Raw genomic sequence first — 24,639 nt, 5'->3', positions numbered from 1 at the left:
AAATTTGAAGGTTTGCCAGATGCTGATTATTCCCGCTATCGATCTTAAAGACGGTGCCTGCGTACGTCTGCGCCAGGGCCGCATGGAAGATTCCACAGTGTTCTCCGATGATCCGGTGAGCATGGCTGCCAAGTGGGTGGAGGGCGGTTGCCGCCGTCTGCATCTGGTCGATCTGAACGGCGCGTTCGAAGGCCAGCCAGTCAACGGCGAAGTGGTCACCGCGATCGCCAAGCGCTACCCGACCCTGCCAATCCAGATCGGTGGCGGCATCCGCTCGCTGGAAACCATCGAGCACTACGTCAAGGCTGGCGTCAGCTACGTGATCATCGGCACCAAAGCGGTGAAAGATCCTGCATTCGTCGCTGAAGCCTGCCGCGCGTTCCCAGGCAAGATCATTGTTGGTCTGGACGCCAAAGACGGCTTCGTCGCCACCGATGGCTGGGCGGAAATCAGCACCGTGCAGGTCATCGACCTGGCCAAGCAGTTTGAAGCCGACGGCGTCTCCTCGATCGTTTATACCGACATCGCCAAAGACGGCATGATGCAGGGCTGCAACGTGCCCTTCACCGCTGCGCTGGCTGCCGCTACCAAGATCCCGGTGATCGCTTCCGGCGGCATCCACAATCTGGGTGACATCAAGTCGCTGCTCGACGCCAAGGCGCCGGGCATCATCGGCGCCATCACTGGCCGGGCGATTTACGAAGGCACCCTCGACGTCGCCGAAGCGCAAGCTTTCTGCGATTCGTACCAAGGCTGAGGACTGACCATGGCGCTGGCCAAACGCATCATCCCTTGCCTGGACGTGGACAACGGCCGGGTCGTTAAAGGTGTGAAGTTCGAGAACATCCGCGACGCCGGTGACCCGGTGGAAATCGCCCGTCGCTATGACGAGCAGGGTGCCGACGAGATTACTTTTCTCGACATCACCGCCAGCGTCGATGGCCGCGACACTACGCTGCATACCGTCGAGCGCATGGCCAGCCAGGTGTTTATTCCGCTGACCGTCGGCGGTGGCGTGCGTACCGTGCAGGACATCCGCAACCTGCTGAATGCCGGCGCGGACAAGGTATCGATCAACACCGCTGCCGTGTTCAATCCGGAATTCGTCGGTGAAGCGGCGCAGCATTTCGGCTCGCAGTGCATTGTCGTCGCCATCGACGCGAAGAAAGTTTCCGGCCCGGGCGAAACCCCGCGTTGGGAAATCTTCACCCACGGCGGGCGCAAGCCAACCGGCCTCGATGCGGTCGAGTGGGCGAAGAAAATGGAAGGCCTCGGTGCCGGCGAGATCCTGCTGACCAGCATGGATCAGGACGGCATGAAAAACGGCTTCGACCTCGGCGTGACCCGCGCGATCAGCGATGCGCTGGGTATTCCGGTGATCGCTTCCGGCGGCGTTGGCAATCTGCAGCACTTGGCTGATGGCATTCTCGAAGGCCACGCCAGTGCTGTATTGGCGGCGAGTATTTTCCACTTCGGTGAATACACCGTGCAGGAAGCCAAGGCCTACATGGCCAAACGCGGCATCACGATGCGTTAAGCGTCAAAATCGATACAGGCCAGTGGACACCATGGCGCACCCAAGGCACTCTTGGGCACGCCATGGATTTCGGTAGCCCGACATGATCAAACGCCTGCTTCTAGTTCTCGCCAGCGCCTCGATGTTGCTCATCAACACGGCCCGCGCCGAAACCAGTCCCGACACCGATCTGGTGCTCCTCACCGAAAACTTCCCGCCGTACAACATGGCGAAGAACGGCAAAAATTTCGCCCAAGGCGAAAACATCAACGGCATCGCTACCGACATCGTTCGCGAAATGTTCCAGCGTGCCGGCGTCACCTACAGCCTGACCCTGCGTTTCCCTTGGGAGCGCGTGTACAAGCTCGCTCTGGAAAATCCTGGCTACGGTGCCTTTGTGATGGCGCGCCTGCCGGATCGCGAAAAGCTCTTCAAATGGGTCGGCCCGATCGGCCCGGACGACTGGATCCTGTTGGCCAAGGCTGACAGCAAGATCACCCTCGAAACCCTCAATGACGCGCGCAAATACAAGATTGGCGCCTACAAGGGCGATGCAATTGCCGAGACGCTGACCAAGCAGGGCTTGAAGCCGGTGGTGGTGTTGCGCGATCAGGACAACGCCAAGAAGCTGGTCAACGGGCAGATTGATTTGTGGGCCACGGGCGACCCGGCCGGGCGCTATCTGGCGCGGCAGGATGGGGTGACGGGGTTGAAGACGGTGCTGCGCTTCAACAGCGCCGAGCTGTATCTGGCGCTGAATAAAGACGTGCCGGAAGAGACGGTGAAGAAGCTTCAGGCTGCGCTGGATCAGATGCGCAAGGATGGCGTGGTGGACGAGATTATGGGGCGGTATTTGTAGCGCTTGTTAAAAGATCGCAGCCTTCGGCAGCTCCTACAGGGGAATGCATTGCCGATGTAGGAGCCGCCGAAGGCTGCGATCTTTTCAGCGGTAAACGCCATCCTTGCCGTGAGCCGCCGTGGCCTTGTTACTGCGCACGCTGATCATCTGCCGAATATCAATCCACTCAATCCCCTGAGCCTTCAGCTTCGGCAATTCGCGCTCCAGCACCGCCAGCGTCTGCGGATACGGATGGCCGATCATCACCGCCGAACCCTGTTTGTGCGCCAGGCTGATCGCCGTCTGCAACTGCGTGGAAATCGCCGCCTCAGTTCGCTCATCATCAAGAAACACATCTCGCGAAACACTCGCCAGATCGATCTTCTGCGCCTGCTGCGCAGCAACGGTCTGCGCACTGGTGCGGCTGTCGACGAAGAACTTGTGCCGGCGCTGCAACTCGGCCATCAGCCACGCCATCGCCACCGGTTGCGCAGTCATGCGGCTGCCCATGTGGTTATTGATGCCGGCGGTGTAGGGGACCATTTTGAACGCAGCGTCGAGGCGTTTTTGCAGTTCTTCGATCGGCAGTTCCGGATGCCAGGCGTACGACCCGGTGGCCGGGTCCATCGGCATGTGCAGGATGACGATCTTGCCGGCGCGATGAGCCTCGCGAGCAAATTCGGTGGCGTGCGGGGTGTCGGGCATGATCGCCGTAGTTACCGGGCCGGGCAGGGCCAGCACGCGGCGATCCCGGGGCAGGTTCTGCCCCAGGTCGTCGATGATCAGTGTCAGGTAGGCTTTGTGTGGCTTTGAGCTGACGGGCTCTGCGTGAGCAGCACCCGCCAGACAGCACAGCAGAACGAAGACGAAACGCAAAGACATCCTCAACGGCCGGACGTAATGCTCAGGCCTTTGAGCAGGCTCAGGGCCTGGGCCAGTTGGTAATCGTCATCCTGCGGCATCGCTTTGGCCTTGCCGCCGGAACCGGTCGGTTTGTCCGCGCCGCCGTTGCCATTGCCCAAGTGACCTTGCAGGTCGGCTTCCTTGAAGTAATCGCTGTCGGCCTCGTTGGTGATCTTGGCCTTGCGCACTTCGATGTCCGGAACAATGCCTTGCGCCTGAATCGAGCGGCCATTCGGCGTGAAGTACAGCGCCGTGGTGATCTTCAGCGCGCGGTCGTTGTTCAGCGGCAGCACGGTTTGTACCGAGCCTTTGCCGAAGCTGGTGGTGCCCATGACCACGGCGCGTTTCTGATCCTGCAGGGCACCGGCGACGATTTCCGACGCCGAGGCGCTGCCACCGTTGATCAACACCACCATCGGCACCGCTTCGCTTTCGTCTTTGCCGGTGGCCGAGAAGCGCAGTTCGGAGTTGGCGATCCGGCCCTTGGTGTAGACGATCAGGCCTTTGGTGATGAAGTGGTCGACCACTTCCACCGCCGCCTGCAATACGCCGCCCGGGTTGTTGCGCAGGTCGAGGATCACGCCGTTGAGCTTCTTGCCGTTGTCCTTGCGCAGCTTGGCCAGGGCTTTGGAAACCTCTTCGCCGGTCTTGACCTGGAACTGGGTGATACGGATGTAGCCGTAGCCCGATTCCAGCAGTTGTGCCTTGACGCTCTTCACCTGAATCACCGCACGAGCGAGGGTCACGTCGAACGGCGTGCCGCCGTCGCGCACCAGGGTCAGGGTGATTTTCTGGCCGATCTTGCCGCGCATCTTGTCGACGGCTTCGGTCATGGTCTGGCCGCGCGTTGGCGCCCCGTTGATCTTGACGATGAAGTCGCCGGCCTGAATACCGGCCTTCGACGCCGGGGTGTCATCGATTGGTGAGACCACCTTGATGAAGCCGTCTTCAGCACCAACTTCGATACCCAAGCCGCCAAACTCACCGCTGGTGCTTTCCTGCAGTTCGGTGAAGTCTTCAGGGCCGAGATAGGCCGAGTGCGGATCGAGGTTGCTGAGCATGCCCTTGATCGCATTTTCGAGCAGGGTTTTGTCGTCTACCGGTTCGACGTAAGCGGCTTTGATCCGGTCCATGACCTCGGCAAAGGTGCGCAACTCTTCCAGCGGCAGCGGCGCCTTGGAGGTCGCGGCTGTACCTGCCGGAGCGACGGCCGGGGCTGGTTGCGCGGCAAACGCCAGAGGCGCGCCGATCACCAGAGCGATCGTCAGGGCCAGCGAGGTAAGGCGGGACAAATGCAGCATGTCGAACGAACTCCTGAATTAGGCGGTGCGCTTATCCTTGCGCACGGCACCATTGCGCCGGATCACTCGGGTGACCCTGCTGACGAATTGCGAAATACAGTGCTGGTGTGTCCTGACCGCCACTGTTACCGACAGTGGAGATCGACTCACCGGCTTTAACCACGTCCCCAGCCGACTTGAGCAGCGTCTGGTTGTGACCGTAAAGACTCAGAAAACCATTGCCGTGATCAAGGATCACCAGCAGTCCGGCGCCGCGCAACCAGTCGGCGAACACCACGCGACCACCATGCACGGCATGTACCTGGCTGCCGGCGGAGGCGCTGATCATCACACCGTCCCATTTGGTCCGGGCGTCGTCGCCACGGCTTTCACCGAAGCGCGCCAATAGTCGACCATCAACCGGCCAAGGAAGTTTTCCCCGGGTTGCAGCAAAAGCGCCACCGAAGGTCTCGCCGCTGCTGGAAACCAGCGCGCCGGGAGTGGGTCTGGCAGGTTTTCGTGGGGCGTCGCTGTTTTCAGCCTGCGCCTCACGCAAACGCTTTTTTTCCGCTTCCTGCTGGGCGATCAGCGCTTTCTGCCGCGCTTCTTCTGCCTCACGAGCCTGGCGAGCCAGGGTTTCCTCAATGGTTTTAAGGACTTTAGACAGGTCTGCCTGATCCTGCTCGCGGGCGGCGAGTTTCTGATCGCGGGCCTTCACGTCATCGTTGAGCTTGGCGAGGACTTGCTGGCGTTCCTTGCGAACATTTTCCAGTTCGTCGCGCTGCGTATCGAGGGTGCTTTTCTGCACCATCAATTGCGCTTGCTGGGCGGCGATGTCTTTTTCGACATTGGCCAGTTGGCGCAGGGTTTCGTTGAAGTTCTTCAACTGCTCCAGGCGGGCCTGGCTCAGGTAATCGTAATAGGTGAGGGTGCGGGCGAATTTCTCGGGATTCTGCTGGTTGAGCAGCAACTTGAGGTATTCCTGGCGACCGTTCTGATAGGCCGCACGGGCCTGAATGGCGATCAGTCGCTGCTGTTCAGTGCGCGCGCTCTGGAGTTTTTTTTTCTCTGCATCGAGTCGCTGCAACTCGGATTCGCTTTTCTGCAGCTCTTTCTGCAGCGCATCGACCTGTTTCTGCAGCTTGCCCAGCTCGGTTTCAGTGCCCTTGAGCTCTTTCTGCACGCCGGATTTTTCTTCCTGGACCTTGCTCAGCAGTTTTTTCAGCTCGGCAATGTCCTGACGCGTGGCGTCCAACTGCTGTTGGGTTTGCGCGCGCTCGTCAGCGAAGGCCGGTTGGAGCAGGCAGGTCAGAGCGAGGGCGATCAGGACGCGGAGCATAGAGGCGGGCGGCACCAGGGTAAGGGACGGCCTAGTATGCCCGCCCGAGGCTGCAAAAAAAACGCCCAATTGGGGCTGTGTGATAACTGGACCAAGCAATACACCGAATTCCATTTCGAAAACTCCATAAACCACTGTGGGAGCTGGCTTGCCAGCGATGGCGTCTGCACATTCAACATAGATGTTGGCTGTCAGATTGCTATCGCTGGCAAGCCAGCTCCCACAGGGTTTTGCGGTGTTTTGGCGATTGGGGTCAGACCAGGATAGAAGTGCCGGTCATTTCCGCAGGTTTTTCCAGGCCCAACAGTTTCAGCATGGTCGGCGCCACATCCGCCAGCACGCCGCCTTCACGGACCTTGAGGTCGCGCTTGCCGACATAAATGAACGGCACCGGCTCAGTAGTGTGCGCGGTGTGTGCCTGGTGGGTTTCTTCATCGGCCATTTTTTCGACGTTGCCGTGGTCTGCGGTGATCAGCGCTTCGCCACCGACCTTTTCCAGGGCTTCAACGATGCGACCGACGCAGGTGTCGAGGCATTCAACCGCTTTCACCGCCGCGTCGAATACGCCGCTGTGGCCGACCATGTCGCCGTTGGCGTAGTTGACCACGATCACGTCGAAACGCTGGTTTTCGATGGCTTCAACGATGCGGTCGGTCACCTCAGGCGCGCTCATTTCCGGCTGCAAGTCGTAAGTGGCGACTTTCGGCGACGGGATCAGAATGCGCTCTTCGCCCGGGAACGGCTCTTCACGACCACCGGAGAAGAAGAACGTCACGTGCGCGTATTTCTCGGTTTCAGCGATGCGCAGCTGTGTTTTGCCGTTCTTCGCCAGATAATCGCCCAGCACGTTTTCCAGACTGCCCGCCGCGAACGCCGACGGTGCCGGAATGCTTGCCGCGTATTGGGTCAGCATGACGAAACCGGCCAGTTTTGGCTGGCGGGCGCGCTCGAAATCCTTGAAATCGTCTTCAACGAATACGCGAGTCAGCTCACGGGCACGGTCGGCGCGGAAGTTCATGAACACCACAGCGTCGCCGTCTTCGACTTTTACCGGCTCACCGATGGTCGTGGCTTTGACGAATTCATCGCTCTCGCCACGCGCATAAGCAGCGTCGAGACCTTCCTGTGCGGTGGCGGCGTTGAATTCGCTGTGGCCGTCGACGATCAGGTTGTACGCCTGAGCAACGCGATCCCAGCGGTTGTCACGGTCCATGGCGAAGTAACGGCCGATGATGCTGGCGATGCGACCTTTGCCGAGTGCCTGGAAGGTCGCGTCGAGCAATTCGATCGACGACGCAGCGCTTTTCGGCGGCGTATCGCGGCCATCAAGGAAAGCGTGCAGATAGATTTTTTCAGCGCCACGCTTGAAGGCCAGTTCGGCCATGGCGATCAGGTGATCCTGGTGGCTGTGTACGCCGCCATCGGAGAGCAGACCCATGAAGTGCACGGCTTTGCCGGCGGCCACGGCTTTATCCACAGCGGCGCAGATGGTCGGGTTCTCGAAAAACTCGCCGTCGCGGATCGACTTGGTCACGCGGGTGAAGTCCTGATACACCACGCGGCCAGCGCCAAGGTTCATATGACCGACTTCAGAGTTGCCCATCTGGCCGTCCGGCAGACCGACGTCCATGCCGCTGCCCGAGATCAAGCCATTCGGCACGGTGGCCCACAGGCGATCAAGGACGGGCTTCTTCGCCGCAAAAACGGCGTTGGATTCGGGGCTTTCGCTGTGACCGAAGCCGTCGAGAATCATCAGGACCAAAGGTTTAGGCGTAGTCGTCATGGAATCCACTCGTGGCTAATAAAGAAGAGGGCGATGGAAAAGGGAGTTGGAGTTTAAAGCTAAGTTCCGACCGCGTCACCGCCGGACGGGGTTTGGCCGACCATAGTGGCTGTGTATACTGGCCGACATTTTAACGCCCTGGAACCTCCTTCGATGGTTGCTCACCTGATTGAATTTGCCACTAACCACTACATTCTTGTCGGTATCTTCGTCGTACTGCTGGCCCTGCTGCTGGCGCACACGATGCAGGGCGGCGGTAAAAGCCTGAGCACCGGTGAGCTGACTGCACTGGTCAACAAAGACGCAGGCGTAGTGGTGGACATCCGTCCGGCCAAGGATTTCGCTGCCGGCCACATCGTTGGCGCGATCAACATTCCCCAGGACAAACTGGCTGCGCGCACCGCCGAGCTGGAAAAGCACAAGGCCAAGACCATCATTCTGGTCGACGCCCTGGGCCAGACCGCCGGCACCCACGCCCGCGAGCTGATGAAATCCGGCTTCACCGCCGCCAAGCTGTCCGGCGGGATCTCCAGCTGGAAAGGCGACAACCTGCCGCTGGTGAAGTGATATGAGCGAAGTCATCGTCTACTCCAGCGATTACTGCCCTTATTGCTCGCGAGCCAAGTACCTGCTCGAGAACAAAGGCGTGGCGTTCAAAGAGATCAAGGTCGATGGCAAGCCGCAGGTGCGCGCCGAAATGGCCCAGAAAGCCGGACGCACGTCCGTGCCGCAGATCTGGATCGGCAGCAAGCACATCGGCGGTTGTGACGATTTGTATGCCCTGGAGCGCGCCGGCAAGCTCGACGCGCTGCTCAAGGCCTGAACGGCTGCACCCACGTACAGCACTCCCTAAAAGACCCAAGATCAGAAAGGATCTGAGATGACTGACCAACAGAACACTGCAGCCAGCGAAGAAGAAACCGCACCGCAATTCTCCTTGCAGCGCATCTACGTTCGCGACCTGTCCTTCGAAGCCCCGAAAAGCCCGGCGATCTTCCGTCAGCAGTGGGATCCGACCGTTGGTCTGGATCTGAACACTCGCCAGAAAGAACTCGAAGGCGATTTCTACGAAGTCGTACTGACCCTGTCCGTGACCGTGAAAAACGGTGACGAAGTGGCCTTCATCGCTGAAGTGCAACAGGCCGGTATCTTCCTGATCAAGAACCTCGACGCGGCTTCGATGAGCCACACCCTGGGTGCGTTCTGCCCGAACATCCTGTTCCCGTACGCACGCGAAACCCTGGACAGCCTGGTCACCCGTGGTTCGTTCCCGGCGCTGATGCTGGCTCCGGTGAACTTCGACGCCCTGTACGCGCAAGAATTGCAGCGCATGCAGGAAAGCGGCGAGACGCCAACCGTTCAATAAACGGTCCTGGCTACAACGAAAAAAGCGCCGTAACAGGCGCTTTTTTCTTGGGCTGAAACAAGCCTCATGTAGGAGCTGCCGAAGGCTGCGATCTTTTGATCCTGCTTTTCAAGATCAAGATCAACAGATCGCAGCCTTCGGCAGCTCCTACAATGGAGTCAGGAAGTGCGGATTTGCGGTGTTATTTGAAGTCGTTCTGGCGCCAGGCTTCGTATACAGCGACGGCCACGGTGTTGGACAGGTTCAGGCTGCGGCAGCCTTCACGCATGGGCAGGCGCAGGCGCTGATCCGGCGCAAGGGCATCGAGCACTTCCGGCGGCAAGCCACGGCTTTCCGGGCCGAAAATGAACGCATCGCCCGGGACAAACGCTGCATCATGAAACGGTCGCGAGCCCTTGGTGGTGAACGCAAACACCCGAGGGTTACCGATGCTTGCCAGGCAACTGGCGAGATCGGCGTGACGTTGCAGCGTGGCATATTCGTGGTAATCGAGACCGGCACGGCGCAAGCGCTTGTCGTCCATCTCGAAGCCCAACGGTTCGATCAAATGCAGGTGGCAGCCGCTGTTGGCGCACAGCCTGATAACGTTGCCGGTATTCGGCGGAATTTCTGGTTGAAAAAGGATGACGTGAAACATGCACGGCTCCGAAGGTAAAGATGAGCGGCATTCTACGCCGCCTGTGGACAACCGTTCGAAACTATTCCCGCGTGTGATCGCTTCGCTGGCGATTGTCGGCGTGATGATCGGCTTGATGATCGGCCGCCTGACCACGCCGGATCCGACGGTGTTGCAGCAGATCGAGGTGACTGACGGCGGTTTGCTGGTGTGGTTCAACAACGAGCCGAAGCTGCATGGCGAAGTCATCGACGGCACGGTGGCGCTGCTGTTCCAGGCTGAGGGGCCGGCGCAGAAGGGCCAGCTCAAGCTCAATGGCAAAGACGTCAATTGGCGGACGCGAGCGAGTGACGGTGGGTTGTTGCTGACGGTGCTGGCGGCGCGGCCGCTGCAGGGTGACTGGGCCGGCAGTGCGGTCGATGACCGCTGGCGCCTGGAGATTCATCTGAGGGAGCAATAAAAGCGGGAATCCCTGACCTGCCTGTATCAGGGTTCCCAAAACGGGATGGACTTCGCGTGACGCGTCGGTCCGGTGTAAAGAGGGAACCCCCGGCCTGCCTGTACCAAGAGCCCCAAAAGGGTGAGCTCGCCGCGTTGCGGTGTGAGCCCGATGTAAAGAGGGGAATCCCCGGCCTGCCTGTACCAAGGTCCCCGAAACGGGTGGTGAAACGAATCACCTGTGAGAGTTATTGCAGGGGGCGTGCCAGGTTTTAATCTGTTGAAACAAAAAATCTGAGCAGAAACGCGAAAGCCCCGGAATTCGGGGCTTTCGTGGTTTTGGACGGTTGTTTTTCGAGCTCTGTTTGGGTGTTTTTTGATCCGGTTGTTATGCCCGATTGCGGGTCGTCGTGCCTTTTGGCGGTGCACGCAAACAAAAAGATCGCAGCCTGCGGCAGCTCCTACATGGGTTCAATGTAGGAGCTGCCGCAGGTTGCGATCTTTTCGCGGACGACTAGAGTGCCGAGTTAACCCTCATCCCCCTCATCATCATCCGCACCATCAACCTTCATCCCCAATTCCTTGATCTTGCGCGTCAGGGTATTACGCCCCCAACCCAGCAACACCGCCGCATCACGCCGACGTCCGGCCGTGTGCTTCAGCGCCGTCTCGATCATGATTCGCTCAAACGCCGGCACCGCGCTGTCGAGCAAGCTCGACTGGCCACGCGCCAAGGCTTGGTCGGCCCACTGGCGCAGCGCCTGCTCCCAGTTGGTCACCGGTGCCGAGTCCTGCGGCAGGTTGAGGAGCTCTGGCGGCAGGTCGCTGATGTGCACTTCACGTCCGGACGCCATTACGGTGATCCAGCGGCAGGTATTCTCCAACTGACGTACGTTGCCGCCCCACGGCAGGTTTTTCAGGTATTCCTCGGTCTCGCTTTTCAGCAGTTTCGGCTCGACCGCCAGTTCCTGCGCGGCACGGCTGAGGAAATGCTTGGCCAGGGTCGGAATGTCTTCGCGACGGTCCGACAGGCGCGGGATGTGGATGCGGATCACATTGAGGCGATGGAACAAATCCTCACGGAATTTGCCGGCGTGCACCAGGGTTTCCAGATTCTGGTGCGTCGCGGCGATGATGCGCACATCGACCTTGACCGGCACATGCCCGCCGACGCGGTAGAACTCGCCGTCGGCCAAAACGCGCAGCAAACGGGTTTGCGTATCCGCCGGCATGTCACCGATTTCATCGAGGAACAGCGTGCCGCCGTCAGCCTGCTCAAAGCGGCCGCGACGCAGATTCGCCGCGCCGGTGAACGCGCCTTTCTCGTGACCGAACAGCTCGGATTCCATCAGATCCTTGGGGATCGCCGCCATGTTCAGCGCAATGAACGGCGAGGCCGCGCGCGGGCTGTGGCGGTGCAGGGCGTGGGCGACCAGTTCTTTACCAGTACCCGATTCACCGTTGATCAACACGGTGATGTTGGAGTGGCTCAAGCGCCCGATGGCGCGAAACACTTCCTGCATCGCCGGCGCTTCGCCGATGATTTCCGGGGTGCGGGTCAGCGCCGGTACAACTTCCAGGCCTTGCTGTTCTTGCGCGTGCTGGTTGGCACGTTTGACCAGCGACACCGCCTCGTCTACATCGAACGGCTTGGGCAGGTATTCGAAAGCGCCGCCCTGATAGGAGGCGACAGCGCTGTCCAGATCGGAGTGAGCGGTCATGATGATGACCGGCAACCGTGGGTGCTGCTCGCGAATCCGCGCCAACAAGTCCAGGCCGCTGGCACCCGGCATACGAATGTCGGAAATGATCACGTCAGGCTGCTGACGGGCCAGGCGACTCATTACGCCATCAGCGCTGTCGAAGCTCTGGGTGGTCATGCCTTCCTGCTGCAAGGCCTTTTCCAGCACCCAACGGATAGAACGGTCGTCATCGACGATCCACACGGTTTCACTACGGCTCATGTCGATGTGGCTCCTTGTTCCAGTGGCAGAAAGATCGAGAAGGTGGTGTGGCCTGGATGGCTGTCACACTCGATCAGGCCCTGGTGCTGGCTGATGATGTTCTGGGTAATGGCCAGGCCGAGCCCGGTACCGTCCGGGCGTCCGCTGACCATGGGAAAGAAAATGGTTTCCTGAAGTTCCGCGGGGATCCCCGGGCCGTTGTCGATGATCTCGATCTTGGTCACCAGACGATGGCGGACGTGGCCGATGGTGAACTGGCGCATGGCGCGGGTGCGCAGGCTGATGCGGCCCAGGCGCAGCTCGTTCTGGCTGCTGATTGCCTGCATCGCGTTGCGCACGATGTTCAGCACGGCCTGAATCATTTGCTCGCGGTCGATCAACACGTCGGGAATGCTTGGGTCGTAATCGCGCACCAAGGTGATGCAGCCCTGACTTTCGGCCTCGACCAGATGGCCGACGCGTTCCAGTACCTCGTGAATGTTGCACATTGCCAGCGACGGCAGCTTGTTCGAACCGAGCATGCGATCGACCAGATTACGCAGACGGTCGGCCTCTTCAATGATCACATTGGTGTAGTCACGCAGACTGTCTTCCGGCAGTTCGCGGGCCAGCAATTGCGCGGCGCCACGGATGCCGCCCAGCGGATTCTTGATCTCGTGGGCGAGGCCGCGCACCAGCATTTTGCTGGTTTCCTGTTTGGAGATTTGCGCCTCTTCCTTGGTGATCCGCAGCAAGCGGTCACGCGGGTGGACTTCCAGCAGAAGCATGGTCGCGCCATTACTGAGGATCGGCGTCACCGCGTAATCCACGGTCAACGTCTGGCCAGTGAGGGCGGTGAGCATCGCTTCGCGTTTGGTGAACGGATGCGCCTGTTCCACGGCCTGGCGCAGGGAATTCAACGCCTCGGTAGATTCGGTGAACAGCTCGCTGATGAACTGCCCATGGCTGCGCTGCCCGCTGATGGCGAGCAGCATCTCCGCCGCCGGGTTCATGTACTCGAGGCGCAATTCGGCGTCGAGCAGGATGGTGGCGGTGGTCAGGTTGTCGAGCAGCAAACGGTGGATTGCGTCGCTAATGGTCATCGGAGCCTCTTTTGGGGGCGGAGCGTGCGCAACAAGCAAGCGTCGGTATCGGGAAAATGCAAAAACCAAACCAAGGCTCTGAAAAGAAGCGTTCGACGCCTGAAACGGGCGTTTGACGCTCGTTTGCGTGGCATTCGGCCAGCGCGAACGGGAAGTTTCGAACCAAAATGGGTTGGAATATGAGTACGGTGCAGCCTATTGCACCAATATAGTGCGCAAAGCTGAACGGCGTTAGAAGAAACGCAGGAAGGGGTTTTTCGGCTCTTCGGGTTTGTCTTTGAGCGGACATTCCGGGCGAACCCCGTAATCGTCGGCAACGCACGGTTTGACCTGGCGTTTCTGCGCAAGGGAGATGCGCAGCATGTGGAAGGGTTGGTTAGCGGTGCGCTCGACCGTCCGCCCTTCGGCGTCGAGGATTTCCACCGAAAGGTTGTGGCTGCCACGATCGATATTGCTCAGCGGGAAGACTGGCGTCAGGCCGGGCTCGCCAGTGGCCTGACCGTCCAGCAGCAACCGATAACGATGCCCTTTTTGCAGGCCCGGTTCGCTGGTGACGCTGACGATGACTTCGCCGGCGCTGCTGCGAATCGTGGCATCGGGTTCGGGCACCAGAATGCGCAGCATGTCGTAGTGGAACGGCGGTTGTTCCGGGGATTTCTTCGCCGTGGTGATCGGCGCGGCGGCCGTTGGATTGGCCGACATGCGATTGCTGGTGGCGATGGGCACACGCTTGGCATCGCCGCGTGGCTGGTCGGTGTAGACGCGATTGCCCTGCGCATCGACGTAGGTAAAGACCTCTGCCGAGGCTTGTAGCGTCATCAGGGCAAAAGCGGCGACCAGCCACGCGCGAATCATGGCTTGTGTACTCGCTGCACAGTGAAGGCCACGGGCGGGCTTTGCTGAACGATTGTTTGCCCGTCGATGACCTGGACGGCCAGTCGATGCTCACCCCGGTCAACATTCACCAACTGCAGGATTGGCACGTTGCTCGGCTGACCGTACGGTTCATCGTCGAGCACCAGCCGTAATTGATGCGGCGCCTGCAGACGCGGTTTGATCAGCACATTGACGGTGAAGGTGCCGTTGTTGGCGCGCAAGGCTTCTTCAGTGGGCAGGCCGGCCAGTTCAAGAATGTCGTAGGCGTTGCGCGCAGGTTCACGATTGTCGGGCTCAGGTGCGCTCGGCGCTTGCGGCTCGACCCGATTGAGCGGCGGCAAGTCCACCGGTTGCGCCTGCACGCCGTCCGGCGAGTGATCGCTGTACACCGTGTGGCCGTTGGCGTCGGTGTACTTGTAGATCTGCGCCGCGACGGGCAGGGCGATCACCAGCAGGAGGATTAGAAAACCACGACCCATGGATGCAACCGATCAGCAGTGAGATTGGCTTGCAGCATAGGCCAGAGGCGGCGGTAAGCCCAACCGCCTCAACATCAGCTCACACAAATGGCCCCAGGCCTTATCGTGAGGCGCCCGCCGCAAGCACGCTCTCGCGACTGCCGGACAGGACGCCCGCCTTGTAATGCTCGATGTAGGTCAACACACCATTGGCGTCGAAATCGCGCAGCTCGCCTTCTTTTTTGCCGGCGACGAAGTTCACGGTTTGGGTGTGTCCGTTGTCAGTCTTGAGTGTCCACGGGCCGCTTTGCAGGTCATTCGTGTAGTCGCCGTTTCCTGCTTTGGTTTCCCACGGGCCTTGGCGTTTATCGTCGACATTATTGCCGCGCTCGGTGTTGCCGGCGATGGTCAGTTCGCTCGGGCCGTTGAGTTGACCATGGACATAGGTCTGGAATCCGGTGGCGACCCATTCCATCTCGTCGTAGTTGGAAAGCTGCCAGCGGCCTTCGCGCAAATCATTGTGGTACTCGCCGTCCAGCGTCTGCCCGTCTTGGTAAATGCTCCATTGCCCCTCCCGTTTACCCTCTGCAAAGTGACCGGACGCCGAATATTTCTCGTCTTTGGAAATAGACCACGGGCCGATACGTACGCCCTGCTTGTAGGCACCTTTGGCCGAGATCGATCCGGAGTCATAAGACACCGATTGGCCGTCCTCGCTGCCGGTGAATTTAAGCGGAGCGGTTTCCCAGGCAATACGTCTGACCTGATAGTTGTAGAGCGTGCGGTTACCCTCGACGAGGGTGCCATCGAGCCAACGCCAGAAGGTAACAGTGAGAAACCGACCGTCTTTTTCCTGATAGGTTTTCTTGTAGAAATACGGTTCGTCGTCCGGTGTGGGATTGCTCAGAGGGTCGTAGTACTGGCCGTAATAGCTCACCAGTGTTCCTTGGCTGAAATCGAGTTGGTCGAACTCCGGTACGCCGGACTCTTCATAGTAGAAGCGATAGTTCAGCGGGGTGTTTTGGCTCAGGGCTTTCTTGATGGTCAGGGCATCGAGGTGTTTCTGGCCTGCGGTAATGCGATCCAGCGCTGGCTGCAGACCCATGACGCGGCTGTAGAGGTGATCGTTGTCGTTGTACTTGTAGGCGTAGATTCGGTATTGCTCGTTCTGCCGGAACAGCACAAAGCGGGTCGGATCCTCACTGTCGAGCGACATGAGGAAAACCGATTCGATGGTCGCCTGACCGAAATCGTCAAGCAAACGGGGTTCGGCATTGGGCATATTGCAAATGCAGTAATAACCTTTGACGCCCCCCGCTTCCTTGATGAACGCCAACGTCGCCGAGCTTTCCTGCAAACCCTCGATCAGCGGATGCGCCAGGGTTTTGTTTTCATAGAACGCTGCCGCTCCGGCCGTTTGGCAGGCGAGGCCGGCCGTCAGGGCGATGGCCCATAACCACTTCATGCGAATCCCTTCGTCAAGGCGCCGGTAACGGGCGCTGAGGCGGCGGATTATCCATGGATGCGCGCGCACAAAAAAGGCCTCCCGAAGGAGGCCTCTTTTTGTCACGCCGCGTAGCGCGGCGCTACCGGATCAGCAGCTGTAGTACAGCTCATATTCCAGTGGGTGTACGAAGGTGCGAACCTTGATTTCTTCTTCCGATTTCAGCGCGATGTAAGCGTCGATGAAGTCGTCGGAGAATACGCCGCCCTTGGTCAGGAACGCGCGGCCCTTGTCCAGCTCTTCCAGGGCTTCTTTCAGGCTGCCGCAAACTTGCGGGATCTCTTTCGCCTCTTCAGGCGGCAGGTCGTACAGGTTTTTGTCGGCAGCGTCGCCTGGGTGAATCTTGTTCTGGATACCGTCCAGACCGGCCATCAGCAGAGCTGCAAAGGCCAGGTACGGGTTGGCAGCCGGATCCGGGAAGCGGGCTTCGATACGGCGGGCTTTCGGGCTCGACACGTAAGGAATACGGATCGAAGCGGAGCGGTTGCGAGCCGAGTAGGCCAGCATCACTGGAGCTTCGAAGCCTGGTACCAGACGCTTGTAGGAGTTGGTCGCCGGGTTGGTGAAGCCGTTCAGGGCCTTACCGTGCTTGATGATGCCGCCGATGAAGTACAGAGCGGTATCGGACAGGCCGGCATAGCCTTCACCTGCGAAGGTGTTCTTGCCGTCTTTCCAGATCGACATGTGTACGTGCATGCCCGAACCGTTGTCGCCGTACAGTGGCTTCGGCATGAAGGTCGCGGTGCGGCCGTAAGCGTCAGCAACGTTGTGCACAACGTACTTCAGGGTTTGGGTTTCGTCGGCTTTCTTCACCAGGGTGTTGAACTTGACGCCGATTTCGTTCTGGCCGGCAGTCGCCACTTCGTGGTGGTGAACTTCGACGGTCAGGCCCATTTCTTCCAGTGCGTTGCACATGGAGGTACGGATTTCGTGGTCGTGGTCGAACGGTGGAACCGGGAAGTAGCCGCCTTTGACGCCTGGACGGTGACCCTTGTTGCCGCCTTCGATGTCCTGGTCGGACATCCACGAACCTTGCTCGGAGTAGATCTTGAACATCGAGCCGGAAATGTCCGACTTGAATTTCACCGAGTCAAAGATGAAGAATTCTGGCTCTGGACCGGCGAACACGGTGTCACCGATACCGGTGGCTTTCAGGTGTTCTTCGGCGCGCTTGGCGATCGCACGTGGGTCGCGGTCGTAGCCTTGCATGCTCGAAGGTTCGATGATGTCGCACACCAGGATCAGGGTGGCGTCTTCGGTGAACGGGTCGAGAACGGCAGTTTCGTCAACCGGCATCAGGATCATGTCGGAGGCTTCGATGCCTTTCCAGCCAGCGATGGAGGAACCGTCGAACATTTTGCCGACTTCGAAGAAGTCGTCGTCCAAAGCATCGCGGGCCGGCATGGTCACGTGGTGCTGAGTACCTTTGGTGTCCGTGAAGCGCAGATCAATCCACTTGACGTCATGATCTTTGATGAGTTGAACCGTCTTCGACATATGTCCTCCGGGTGGCTTCGGGCTTGGTAGTGGATGCCCTTGAATTTGGTTGATGCCGGCGCGAATACTCTGCCAAGGCAACCTGCCTCACAAGGGAGCAAATTGCATGCCAGTGCCCCAGCATGGGTTTTTTGCCCCAAATTCACGCTTATTAAGGTGCTGCGCGCCTGAAAGTGGAAAATCTCGCCCTCTAATGTAGCGTTATAAATCGAAAATGACCCGTTTTGGTGCATGCAAAACCTTCTGCACATTAACTGGTTAAACCTTGAGCAATTTCCGCTATAATCCGCGCCCCCCTTTTTCGGCTGGCCGTTCGCGCGCTGTTTTCATGAAACTAATCGTAAAAGTCTTCCCCGAGATCACCATCAAAAGCCGACCTGTCCGGACGAAATTCATCCGCCAGTTGGCCAAGAACATCCGCACCGTGCTCCGCGACCTGGACCCGGCCGTGGTGGTGAACGGTGTGTGGGACAATCTCGAGCTGGAAACCCGCATTACCGACGCCAAAGCCTTGAAAGAGATGGGTGAGCGCCTGACCTGCATGCCGGGCATCGCGCACTTTTTGCAGATCGACGAGTACCCGCTGGGCGACTTCGACGACATCACCGAGAAGTGCAAAGAGCACTACGGCGCGGCGCTGGCCGGGAAGATTTTCTCGGTGCGCTGCAAGCGTGCCGGCAAGCACACCTTCAGCTCGATGGACGTCGAAAAATACGTCGGCAGCAAGCTGCGCCGTGAGTGCGGTGCCGCCGGAATCGACCTGAAAGCGCCGGAAATCGAAGTCCGTATCGAAGTTCGCGACAAACGGTTGTTTGTGATCCACAGCCAGCACAACGGCATCGGCGGCTATCCGCTCGGTGCATTGGAGCAGACGCTGGTATTGATGTCCGGCGGCTTTGACTCGACCGTTGCGGCCTACCAGATCATTCGTCGCGGCCTGATGACCCACTTCTGTTTCTTCAATCTGGGCGGTCGTGCCCATGAATTGGGCGTGATGGAAGTCGCGCATTTCATCTGGAAGAAGTACGGCAGCTCGCAACGCGTGCTATTTGTCAGTGTTCCGTTCGAAGAAGTGTTGGGCGAAATTCTCGGCAAAGTCGATAACAGTCATATGGGCGTCGTATTGAAGCGTATGATGTTGCGCGCGGCCTCCAACATCGCCGACCGCCTGCAGATCGAGGCGCTGGTCACTGGCGAGGCGATCTCCCAGGTGTCGAGCCAGACGCTGCCGAACCTGTCGGTGATCGACTGCGTGACCGACAAACTGGTCCTGCGTCCGCTGATCGTGGCGCACAAGCAGGACATCATCGACACGGCCAACGAGATCGGCACCGCCGATTTTGCCCGGCACATGCCGGAATACTGCGGGGTCATTTCGGTCAACCCGAAGACCGCCGCCAAACGCGGTCGCGTTGAACACGAAGAGAAAGAATTCGACATGGCGGTGCTCGAGCGTGCGCTCGAAAACGCCAAACTGGTGCCGATCGATCGGGTGATCGACGAATTGGGCCAGGACGTACAGATTGAAGAAGTCAGCGAAGCACTGGCCGGCCAGATCGTGATCGACATCCGTCACCCGGATGCCGCCGAGGATGAGCCGCTGGAACTCGCTGGCGTAGAAGTACAGACGATGCCGTTCTACGCAGTGAACGCTCGTTTCAAGGAGCTGGATCCGACTCGCCAGTACCTGCTGTATTGCGACAAAGGCGTGATGAGTCGCCTGCATGCTCACCATTTGCTCAGTGAGGGGCATGCCAATGTGCGCGTTTATCGACCGAGCTAAGTGCCCGGGGCTGTTTGCCTGTGGCCTGCGTCACCGGCCCCCCGACACCGCCGTCAAGCTGTAACGGCCATGCCGGACACTACTGCTAATCGCTGCCAAGACTTGTCAGCAAACCGAATCCTCTGATCGAGATACACAAGTGATCGAAAATCTACGTAACATCGCCATCATTGCCCACGTTGACCATGGTAAAACCACCCTGGTAGACAAACTCCTGCGTCAATCCGGCACTCTGGAGCGCAACGAGCTCAACGACGAGCGCGTGATGGACTCCAACGACCAGGAAAAAGAGCGCGGTATTACCATTCTGGCGAAAAACACCGCCATCAACTGGAACGGCTACCACATCAACATCGTGGACACCCCGGGCCACGCCGACTTCGGCGGCGAAGTTGAACGCGTAATGTCGATGGTTGACTCCGTTCTGCTGCTGGTTGACGCTCAAGACGGCCCTATGCCGCAAACCCGTTTCGTGACCAAGAAGGCTTTCGAAGCCGGCCTGCGTCCGATCGTGGTGATCAACAAGGTTGACCGTCCAGGCGCGCGTCCGGACTGGGTTCTGGACCAGATCTTCGACCTGTTCGACAACCTCGGTGCTACCGAAGAACAACTGGACTTCCAGGTTGTTTACGCTTCGGCCCTGAACGGCATTGCCGGTCTGGATCACACCGCCATGGCGGAAGACATGACCCCGCTGTACCAAGCGGTAGTCGACCACGTTCCGCCTCCGGCCGTTGACCGTGATGGCGCGTTCCAGATGCAGATCTCCGCTCTGGACTACAACAGCTTCCTGGGTGTTATCGGCGTTGGCCGTATCGCTCGTGGTCGCGTCAAGCCGAACACCCCGGTTGTGGCGATCGGTGCCGACGGCAAGCGCCGTAACGGCCGTATCCTGAAACTGATGGGTCACCACGGTCTGCACCGCATCGACGTTGAAGAAGCTGCAGCAGGCGATATCGTGTGCATCAGCGGTATGGACTCGCTGTTCATCTCCGACACCCTGTGCCACCCGGACACCGTCGAGGCGATGAAGCCTCTGACCGTTGACGAGCCAACCGTTTCGATGACCTTCCAGGTAAACGACTCGCCATTCTGCGGTAAAGAAGGCAAGTTCGTGACGTCCCGTAACATCAAGGACCGTCTGGACAAAGAGCTGCTGTACAACGTTGCACTGCGCGTTGAAGAAGGCGACTCCGCTGACAAGTTCAAGGTTTCCGGCCGTGGTGAGCTGCACCTCTCGGTACTGATCGAAACCATGCGTCGCGAAGGCTTCGAGCTGGCCCTGGGCCGTCCTGAAGTGATCATTCGTGAAGTTGACGGCGTCAAGCAAGAGCCGTTCGAAAACGTCACCATCGACATCCCTGAAGAAGCGCAGGGCAAGGTGATGGAAGAGATGGGTCTGCGTAAGGGCGACCTGAGCAACATGGTTCCTGATGGCAAGGGCCGTGTTCGTCTGGAATACAACATCCCTGCTCGCGGTCTGATCGGTTTCCGTAACCAGTTCCTGACCCTGACCAACGGTGCTGGCATCCTGACCTCGATCTTCGATCGCTACGACACCGTCAAGTCGGGCCACATGTCCGGCCGTCAGAACGGCGTTCTGGTTTCGGTTGAAACCGGTAAGGCACTGACCTACTCGCTGGAAACCCTGCAGGCTCGTGGCAAGCTGTTCGTAGAACACGGTCAAGAGATCTACAACGGTCAAATCGTTGGTCAGAACAGCCGCGACAACGACCTGGGCGTTAACCCTACCAAGGGCAAGAAGCTCGACAACATGCGTGCTTCGGGTAAAGACGAAACCATCGCTCTGGTTCCACCAGTGAAGTTCACTCTGGAACAGGCTCTGGAATACATCCAGGAAGACGAGCTGTGCGAAGTTACTCCTAAGTCCATCCGTCTTCGCAAGAAGATCCTGGACGAAAGCGAGCGTACCCGCGCTGCCAAGAAAGCCAAGAACTGAGTCATTAGTTCAGGCTGAATGAAAACGCCCCCGGTCGCGAGCCCGGGGGCGTTTTTGTTTGTCTGGGGTTTGATGATCTCGTTCCTACGCTCTGCGTGGGAATGCCTCCACGGACGCTCCGCGTTCGGCTTTTTGGGACGCAGAGCGTCCCGGGCTGCGTTCCCACGCGGAGCGTGGGAACGATCAAGCGTTTAAAACTTCTCGATCGCGCGGAAATTCTGCTCGCGCACCACTTCCTTCGGCTTGTAAGCGCAATACCCCGGACGCGGCCCGATCTTCGGGTGATTGCGGCAGGTATCCGGGCGCTTGTCATAAATGGTGCACAGGCGGCTCTTACGATCCAGGTAGTAGCAGTCGTTGTTGCTCATGCGCTGCAGGGTGAAGATGCCGGACTTCTGATTGAAGCGCTCGACCAGGCCTTCCTTTTGCAGACGCTTGGCGATGTTCTTCGGCGGGTCACCGAGTTCGAACTCGTCGACCACACCGATGCGCACCAGATCCTTGATCTTCACCTCAACCGGCAGCGTGCAGCAGCTGGACACGCAGGAACCGCACATCGGGGCTGAATATTTTGCCCACGTATCGAGACGATCGATCTCGGCGGCGGCAATCAGGTTGGGCTTCATCATCGGGAGTTACCAGGCGTGTGTGCATCAGGGCGCGCGATCATACCGGGACTGGTGGATTTTTGAACAACCTTTCGCCAGATTTTTTCTGCGTGCAGGCACATTGCCGGACAATTCGGCACGGCCCCTGCATTCATTAGCTCATCCGCCAGGGTAATGCCGGGCTATCTCACAGTCTCAGGAAATACTGCCGAACCAGAGCCTCGACCGTCGGTCAGACCGTCTAGGCTCAGACAATTCCCCGCTCGCTCGAGGTCCCATTGATGACTCAAGAACCACTAGTTCGCGAAGCAGAGGTGGCCGCATTCCGCGACGCCGTCCTGACCAAACTCACCTACGCGGTGGGCAAAGACCCCGATCACGCCTTCGACCATGACTGGTTCGAAGCCATCGCATTGGCTGCGCGTGATCACATGGTCGAACACTGGATGGACCACACCCGGCAGATCTACCGCAAAGGCCAGAAACGGGTGTACTACCTCTCGCTGGAATTCCTTATCGGCCGTTTGCTCTACGACAGCCTGAGTAACCTCGGCCTGCTCGATGTCGCCCGTGAAGCGTTGACCGAACTCGGCGTTGATCTGGAACGCATCCGTTTGCTGGAGCCCGATGCGGCGCTCGGCAACGGCGGTCTCGGGCGTCTGGCGGCGTGCTTCATGGAAAGCATGTCGACCCTCGGCATCGCCGGCCACGGTTACGGCATTCGTTATGAGCACGGCTTGTTCCGCCAGGCCATCGTCGATGGCTGGCAACAGGAGCAGACCGAGCACTGGCTGGATTTCGGTAACCCGTGGGAGTTTGAGCGGCCAGAGGTCGTCTACTCCATCGGCTTCGGCGGCAGCGTCGAAACCGTCACCGATGCTTCCGGCAAATCCAAACAAGTCTGGTCGCCGGCAGAAACCGTCCGCGCGATCGCTTACGACACGCCGGTGGTTGGCTGGCGCGGGGCGAGCGTCAACACCCTGCGCCTGTGGCGTGCCCGCGCCATGGAAGATTTGCACCTGGAGCGCTTCAACGCCGGTGACCACTTGGGCGCCGTCGCCGAAGTGGCGCGCGCCGAGAGTATCTCCCGCGTGCTTTACCCGGCGGACAGCACCGAAGCGGGGCAAGAGCTGCGCCTGCGTCAGGAATATTTCTTCGTCGCCGCCTCGCTGCAGGATCTGCTGCGCCGTCATCGCAACATGCACACCTCGGTGCTGACCCTCGGCGATCACGCGGCGATCCAGCTCAACGACACCCACCCTTCGATTGCCGTCGCCGAACTGATGCGGCAATTGGTCGATGTCTACGACGTCGCGTGGGATGCCGCGTGGCAAGTGACGGTCGACACGCTGTCGTACACCAACCACACGCTGTTGCCGGAAGCGCTGGAAACCTGGCCGGTGGGCTTGATGGAACGCATGCTGCCACGGCACATGCAGATCATTTACCTGATCAATGCCCAGCACATCGATTCGCTGCGCGCCAAAGGCATTCACGATTTCGACGTGCTCCGTGCCGTGTCGCTGATCGAAGAAGACAACGGTCGCCGGGTGCGCATGGGCAACCTCGCGTTCCTCGGTTCGCACAGCGTCAATGGCGTGTCCGGGTTGCACACACAGTTGATGCGTAAAACCGTGTTCGCCGAACTGCACAAGCTCTACCCGGAGCGGATCAACAACAAAACCAACGGCATTACTTTCCGCCGCTGGCTGTATCAGGCCAACTCGGAACTGACCTCGATGCTGGTCGATGCGCTCGGCCCGGATTTGTTGGATAACCCTGAAGAGCGCTTGCTCGATCTCGAACCGTTCGCCGAGAAACCCGCGTTCCGCAAAGCTTTCGCCGAGCAACGGCTGCACAGCAAAAAGGCGCTGGCCTATCTGATTCATGAACGCCTGGGCATCGCGGTCAACCCGGCAGCGATGTTCGACGTGCAGGTCAAACGGATCCACGAATACAAGCGCCAGTTGCTCAACCTGCTGCACACCGTGGCGCTGTACCAGGCAATTCGCGCCGAGCCGGAAGTCGACTGGGTGCCACGGGTGAAAATCTTTGCCGGTAAAGCGGCGGCGAGTTATCACCAAGCGAAACTGATCATCAAGCTGACCAACGATATCGCGCGGGTGGTGAATAACGACCCGACTGTGCGCGGCTTGTTGAAGGTGGTGTTCCTGCCCAACTACAACGTCAGCCTGGCGGAGAGCATTATTCCGGCGGCGGACTTGTCCGAGCAGATCTCCACTGCCGGTTTCGAGGCCTCGGGCACCAGCAACATGAAGTTCGGCCTCAACGGCGCGCTGACCATCGGTACCCTCGACGGCGCCAACGTGGAAATGTGTGAGCGCATCGGTGCCGAGCACATGTTCATCTTCGGCCTCAGCGCGCAGCAGGTCGAGGCGCGTAAACAGAACCACGAGTTCAGCGCCTTGCCGGATATTGCTGCGTCGCATCGTCTGAACGATGTGCTGCAAGCGATCCGCAGTGGGGTGTTCTCGCCGGATGACACCTCGCGCTACACCGGGTTGATCGATTCGCTGGTGGATTACGACCGCTTCCTGGTCTGCGCCGACTTCGACTCGTATTGGGAAGCGCAGAAGCGTGTTGAAGCGCACTGGCATGACGCCAATAACTGGTGGCGTTCGGCGGTGCTGAACACTTCGCGGATGGGCTGGTTCTCGTCGGACCGGACGATTCGTGAGTACGCCACGGAGATCTGGAAAGCACTGGAGTAACTTTCCGCTCGGCTCGATATAATCGCGCGCCAGAAAAGATCGCAGCCTGCGGCAGCTCCTACAGGGTTATGTAGGAGCTGCCGCAGGCTGCGATCT

General features: G+C 59.3%; 22 protein-coding genes. 10 read left to right on the top strand and 12 right to left on the bottom strand.

From position 1 onward, the window contains the following. Positions 1 to 19 precede the first annotated feature (19 nt). The 3 genes from hisA to ACZZ0B_RS24445 all read left to right on the top strand — a co-directional run bounded on the left by hisA (position 20) and on the right by ACZZ0B_RS24445 (position 2,375). On the top strand, positions 20 to 757 hold the full coding sequence (hisA, locus tag ACZZ0B_RS24455; RefSeq protein ID WP_003220753.1) for a 1-(5-phosphoribosyl)-5-[(5-phosphoribosylamino)methylideneamino]imidazole-4-carboxamide isomerase: 738 nt from the start codon (positions 20 to 22) through the stop codon (positions 755 to 757). A gap of 9 nt (positions 758 to 766) precedes the next feature. Next, positions 767 to 1,537 carry an imidazole glycerol phosphate synthase subunit HisF gene (gene hisF, locus ACZZ0B_RS24450; protein ID WP_053116590.1) on the top strand — a complete coding sequence of 257 codons (771 nt, stop codon included), beginning with the start codon at positions 767 to 769 and terminating at the stop codon, positions 1,535 to 1,537. Between the two features lie 82 nt (positions 1,538 to 1,619). Continuing rightward, a complete protein-coding gene (locus ACZZ0B_RS24445; RefSeq protein ID WP_008080555.1) occupies positions 1,620 to 2,375 on the top strand; it encodes a substrate-binding periplasmic protein in 756 nt (251 codons plus the stop codon). A gap of 84 nt (positions 2,376 to 2,459) precedes the next feature. Here the strand turns inward: ACZZ0B_RS24445 and ACZZ0B_RS24440 are convergent, their stop codons facing one another. From ACZZ0B_RS24440 to gpmI, 4 genes are all read right to left on the bottom strand, one after another. Continuing rightward, a complete protein-coding gene (locus ACZZ0B_RS24440) occupies positions 2,460 to 3,236 on the bottom strand; it encodes a divergent polysaccharide deacetylase family protein (protein ID WP_463546424.1) in 777 nt (258 codons plus the stop codon). 2 nt (positions 3,237 to 3,238) lie between these two features. Continuing rightward, positions 3,239 to 4,558, bottom strand: coding sequence for a S41 family peptidase (locus tag ACZZ0B_RS24435; protein ID WP_008080557.1), 1,320 nt, complete (start codon positions 4,556 to 4,558; stop codon positions 3,239 to 3,241). 31 nt (positions 4,559 to 4,589) lie between these two features. Next, positions 4,590 to 5,876 carry a murein hydrolase activator EnvC family protein gene (locus tag ACZZ0B_RS24430; RefSeq protein WP_463546423.1) on the bottom strand — a complete coding sequence of 429 codons (1,287 nt, stop codon included), beginning with the start codon at positions 5,874 to 5,876 and terminating at the stop codon, positions 4,590 to 4,592. Positions 5,877 to 6,129: 253 nt separating this feature from the next. After that, positions 6,130 to 7,659, bottom strand: coding sequence for a 2,3-bisphosphoglycerate-independent phosphoglycerate mutase (gene gpmI / locus ACZZ0B_RS24425; RefSeq protein ID WP_463546422.1), 1,530 nt, complete (start codon positions 7,657 to 7,659; stop codon positions 6,130 to 6,132). 153 nt (positions 7,660 to 7,812) lie between these two features. Between gpmI and ACZZ0B_RS24420 the strand changes: the two genes are divergently transcribed. Genes ACZZ0B_RS24420 through secB form a run of 3 tightly spaced genes read left to right on the top strand, consistent with a single transcriptional unit; the run spans position 7,813 to position 9,025 of the window. Continuing rightward, positions 7,813 to 8,226, top strand: coding sequence for a rhodanese-like domain-containing protein (locus tag ACZZ0B_RS24420; RefSeq protein ID WP_008080560.1), 414 nt, complete (start codon positions 7,813 to 7,815; stop codon positions 8,224 to 8,226). Between the two features lies 1 nt (position 8,227). Then, positions 8,228 to 8,482: a glutaredoxin 3 gene (gene grxC / locus ACZZ0B_RS24415; protein WP_008080561.1), complete on the top strand. Its 255-nt coding sequence runs from the start codon at positions 8,228 to 8,230 to the stop codon at positions 8,480 to 8,482. Between the two features lie 57 nt (positions 8,483 to 8,539). Beyond that, entirely contained in the window at positions 8,540 to 9,025 is a 486-nt protein-coding gene (gene secB / locus ACZZ0B_RS24410) for a protein-export chaperone SecB (RefSeq protein WP_008080562.1), read from the top strand. A gap of 181 nt (positions 9,026 to 9,206) precedes the next feature. Here the strand turns inward: secB and ACZZ0B_RS24405 are convergent, their stop codons facing one another. Next, positions 9,207 to 9,662, bottom strand: coding sequence for a tRNA (cytidine(34)-2'-O)-methyltransferase (locus tag ACZZ0B_RS24405; RefSeq protein WP_463546421.1), 456 nt, complete (start codon positions 9,660 to 9,662; stop codon positions 9,207 to 9,209). Between ACZZ0B_RS24405 and ACZZ0B_RS24400 the strand changes: the two genes are divergently transcribed. Further along, positions 9,661 to 10,101, top strand: coding sequence for a hypothetical protein (locus tag ACZZ0B_RS24400; RefSeq protein ID WP_045123100.1), 441 nt, complete (start codon positions 9,661 to 9,663; stop codon positions 10,099 to 10,101). The two genes, ACZZ0B_RS24405 and ACZZ0B_RS24400, sit on opposite strands and share 2 nt — an antisense overlap. 505 nt (positions 10,102 to 10,606) lie before the next feature. On the opposite strand, the gene ntrC is transcribed toward ACZZ0B_RS24400, so the two are convergent. The 6 genes from ntrC to glnA form a co-directional block, all read right to left on the bottom strand. Next, a complete protein-coding gene (gene ntrC / locus ACZZ0B_RS24395; RefSeq protein ID WP_008080565.1) occupies positions 10,607 to 12,043 on the bottom strand; it encodes a nitrogen regulation protein NR(I) in 1,437 nt (478 codons plus the stop codon). Next, positions 12,040 to 13,125, bottom strand: coding sequence for a nitrogen regulation protein NR(II) (gene glnL, locus ACZZ0B_RS24390; protein ID WP_008080566.1), 1,086 nt, complete (start codon positions 13,123 to 13,125; stop codon positions 12,040 to 12,042). Before glnL ends, ntrC begins: the two co-directional genes overlap by 4 nt. A 231-nt stretch (positions 13,126 to 13,356) precedes the next feature. Further along, positions 13,357 to 13,980 carry a DUF4124 domain-containing protein gene (locus tag ACZZ0B_RS24385; protein WP_463546420.1) on the bottom strand — a complete coding sequence of 208 codons (624 nt, stop codon included), beginning with the start codon at positions 13,978 to 13,980 and terminating at the stop codon, positions 13,357 to 13,359. Beyond that, on the bottom strand, positions 13,977 to 14,480 hold the full coding sequence (locus ACZZ0B_RS24380; protein ID WP_463546419.1) for a DUF4124 domain-containing protein: 504 nt from the start codon (positions 14,478 to 14,480) through the stop codon (positions 13,977 to 13,979). Before ACZZ0B_RS24380 ends, ACZZ0B_RS24385 begins: the two co-directional genes overlap by 4 nt. 100 nt (positions 14,481 to 14,580) lie before the next feature. Continuing rightward, on the bottom strand, positions 14,581 to 15,924 hold the full coding sequence (locus tag ACZZ0B_RS24375; RefSeq protein WP_463546418.1) for a toxin-antitoxin system YwqK family antitoxin: 1,344 nt from the start codon (positions 15,922 to 15,924) through the stop codon (positions 14,581 to 14,583). 129 nt (positions 15,925 to 16,053) lie between these two features. Continuing rightward, positions 16,054 to 17,460 (bottom strand): type I glutamate--ammonia ligase, encoded by a 1,407-nt coding sequence (gene glnA, locus ACZZ0B_RS24370; protein ID WP_008080570.1) that lies wholly within the window; start codon positions 17,458 to 17,460, stop codon positions 16,054 to 16,056. Positions 17,461 to 17,788: 328 nt separating this feature from the next. On the opposite strand from glnA, the gene thiI reads away from it, so the two are divergent. Both thiI and typA read left to right on the top strand, forming a co-directional pair. Next, positions 17,789 to 19,243 (top strand): tRNA uracil 4-sulfurtransferase ThiI, encoded by a 1,455-nt coding sequence (thiI, locus tag ACZZ0B_RS24365; RefSeq protein WP_008080571.1) that lies wholly within the window; start codon positions 17,789 to 17,791, stop codon positions 19,241 to 19,243. A 139-nt stretch (positions 19,244 to 19,382) separates the two neighbouring features. After that, positions 19,383 to 21,203: a translational GTPase TypA gene (gene typA, locus ACZZ0B_RS24360; protein ID WP_008080572.1), complete on the top strand. Its 1,821-nt coding sequence runs from the start codon at positions 19,383 to 19,385 to the stop codon at positions 21,201 to 21,203. Positions 21,204 to 21,394: 191 nt separating this feature from the next. Here typA and ACZZ0B_RS24355 read toward each other — a convergent pair whose 3' ends face one another. Then, the gene (locus ACZZ0B_RS24355) at positions 21,395 to 21,832 is read right to left on the bottom strand and encodes a YkgJ family cysteine cluster protein (protein ID WP_038359983.1); all 438 of its coding nucleotides are present in this window, start codon (positions 21,830 to 21,832) and stop codon (positions 21,395 to 21,397) included. A 260-nt stretch (positions 21,833 to 22,092) separates the two neighbouring features. On the opposite strand from ACZZ0B_RS24355, the gene ACZZ0B_RS24350 reads away from it, so the two are divergent. After that, complete coding sequence (locus ACZZ0B_RS24350; RefSeq protein ID WP_463546417.1) at positions 22,093 to 24,543, top strand: glycogen/starch/alpha-glucan phosphorylase; 2,451 nt, start codon at positions 22,093 to 22,095, stop codon at positions 24,541 to 24,543. Positions 24,544 to 24,639 lie beyond the last annotated feature (96 nt).

It is taken from the genome of Pseudomonas sp. AC247 (assembly GCF_979258015.1).
The sequence above is the reverse complement of the archived record's forward strand: the minus strand, read 5'-3'. Positions and strand labels throughout refer to the sequence as shown.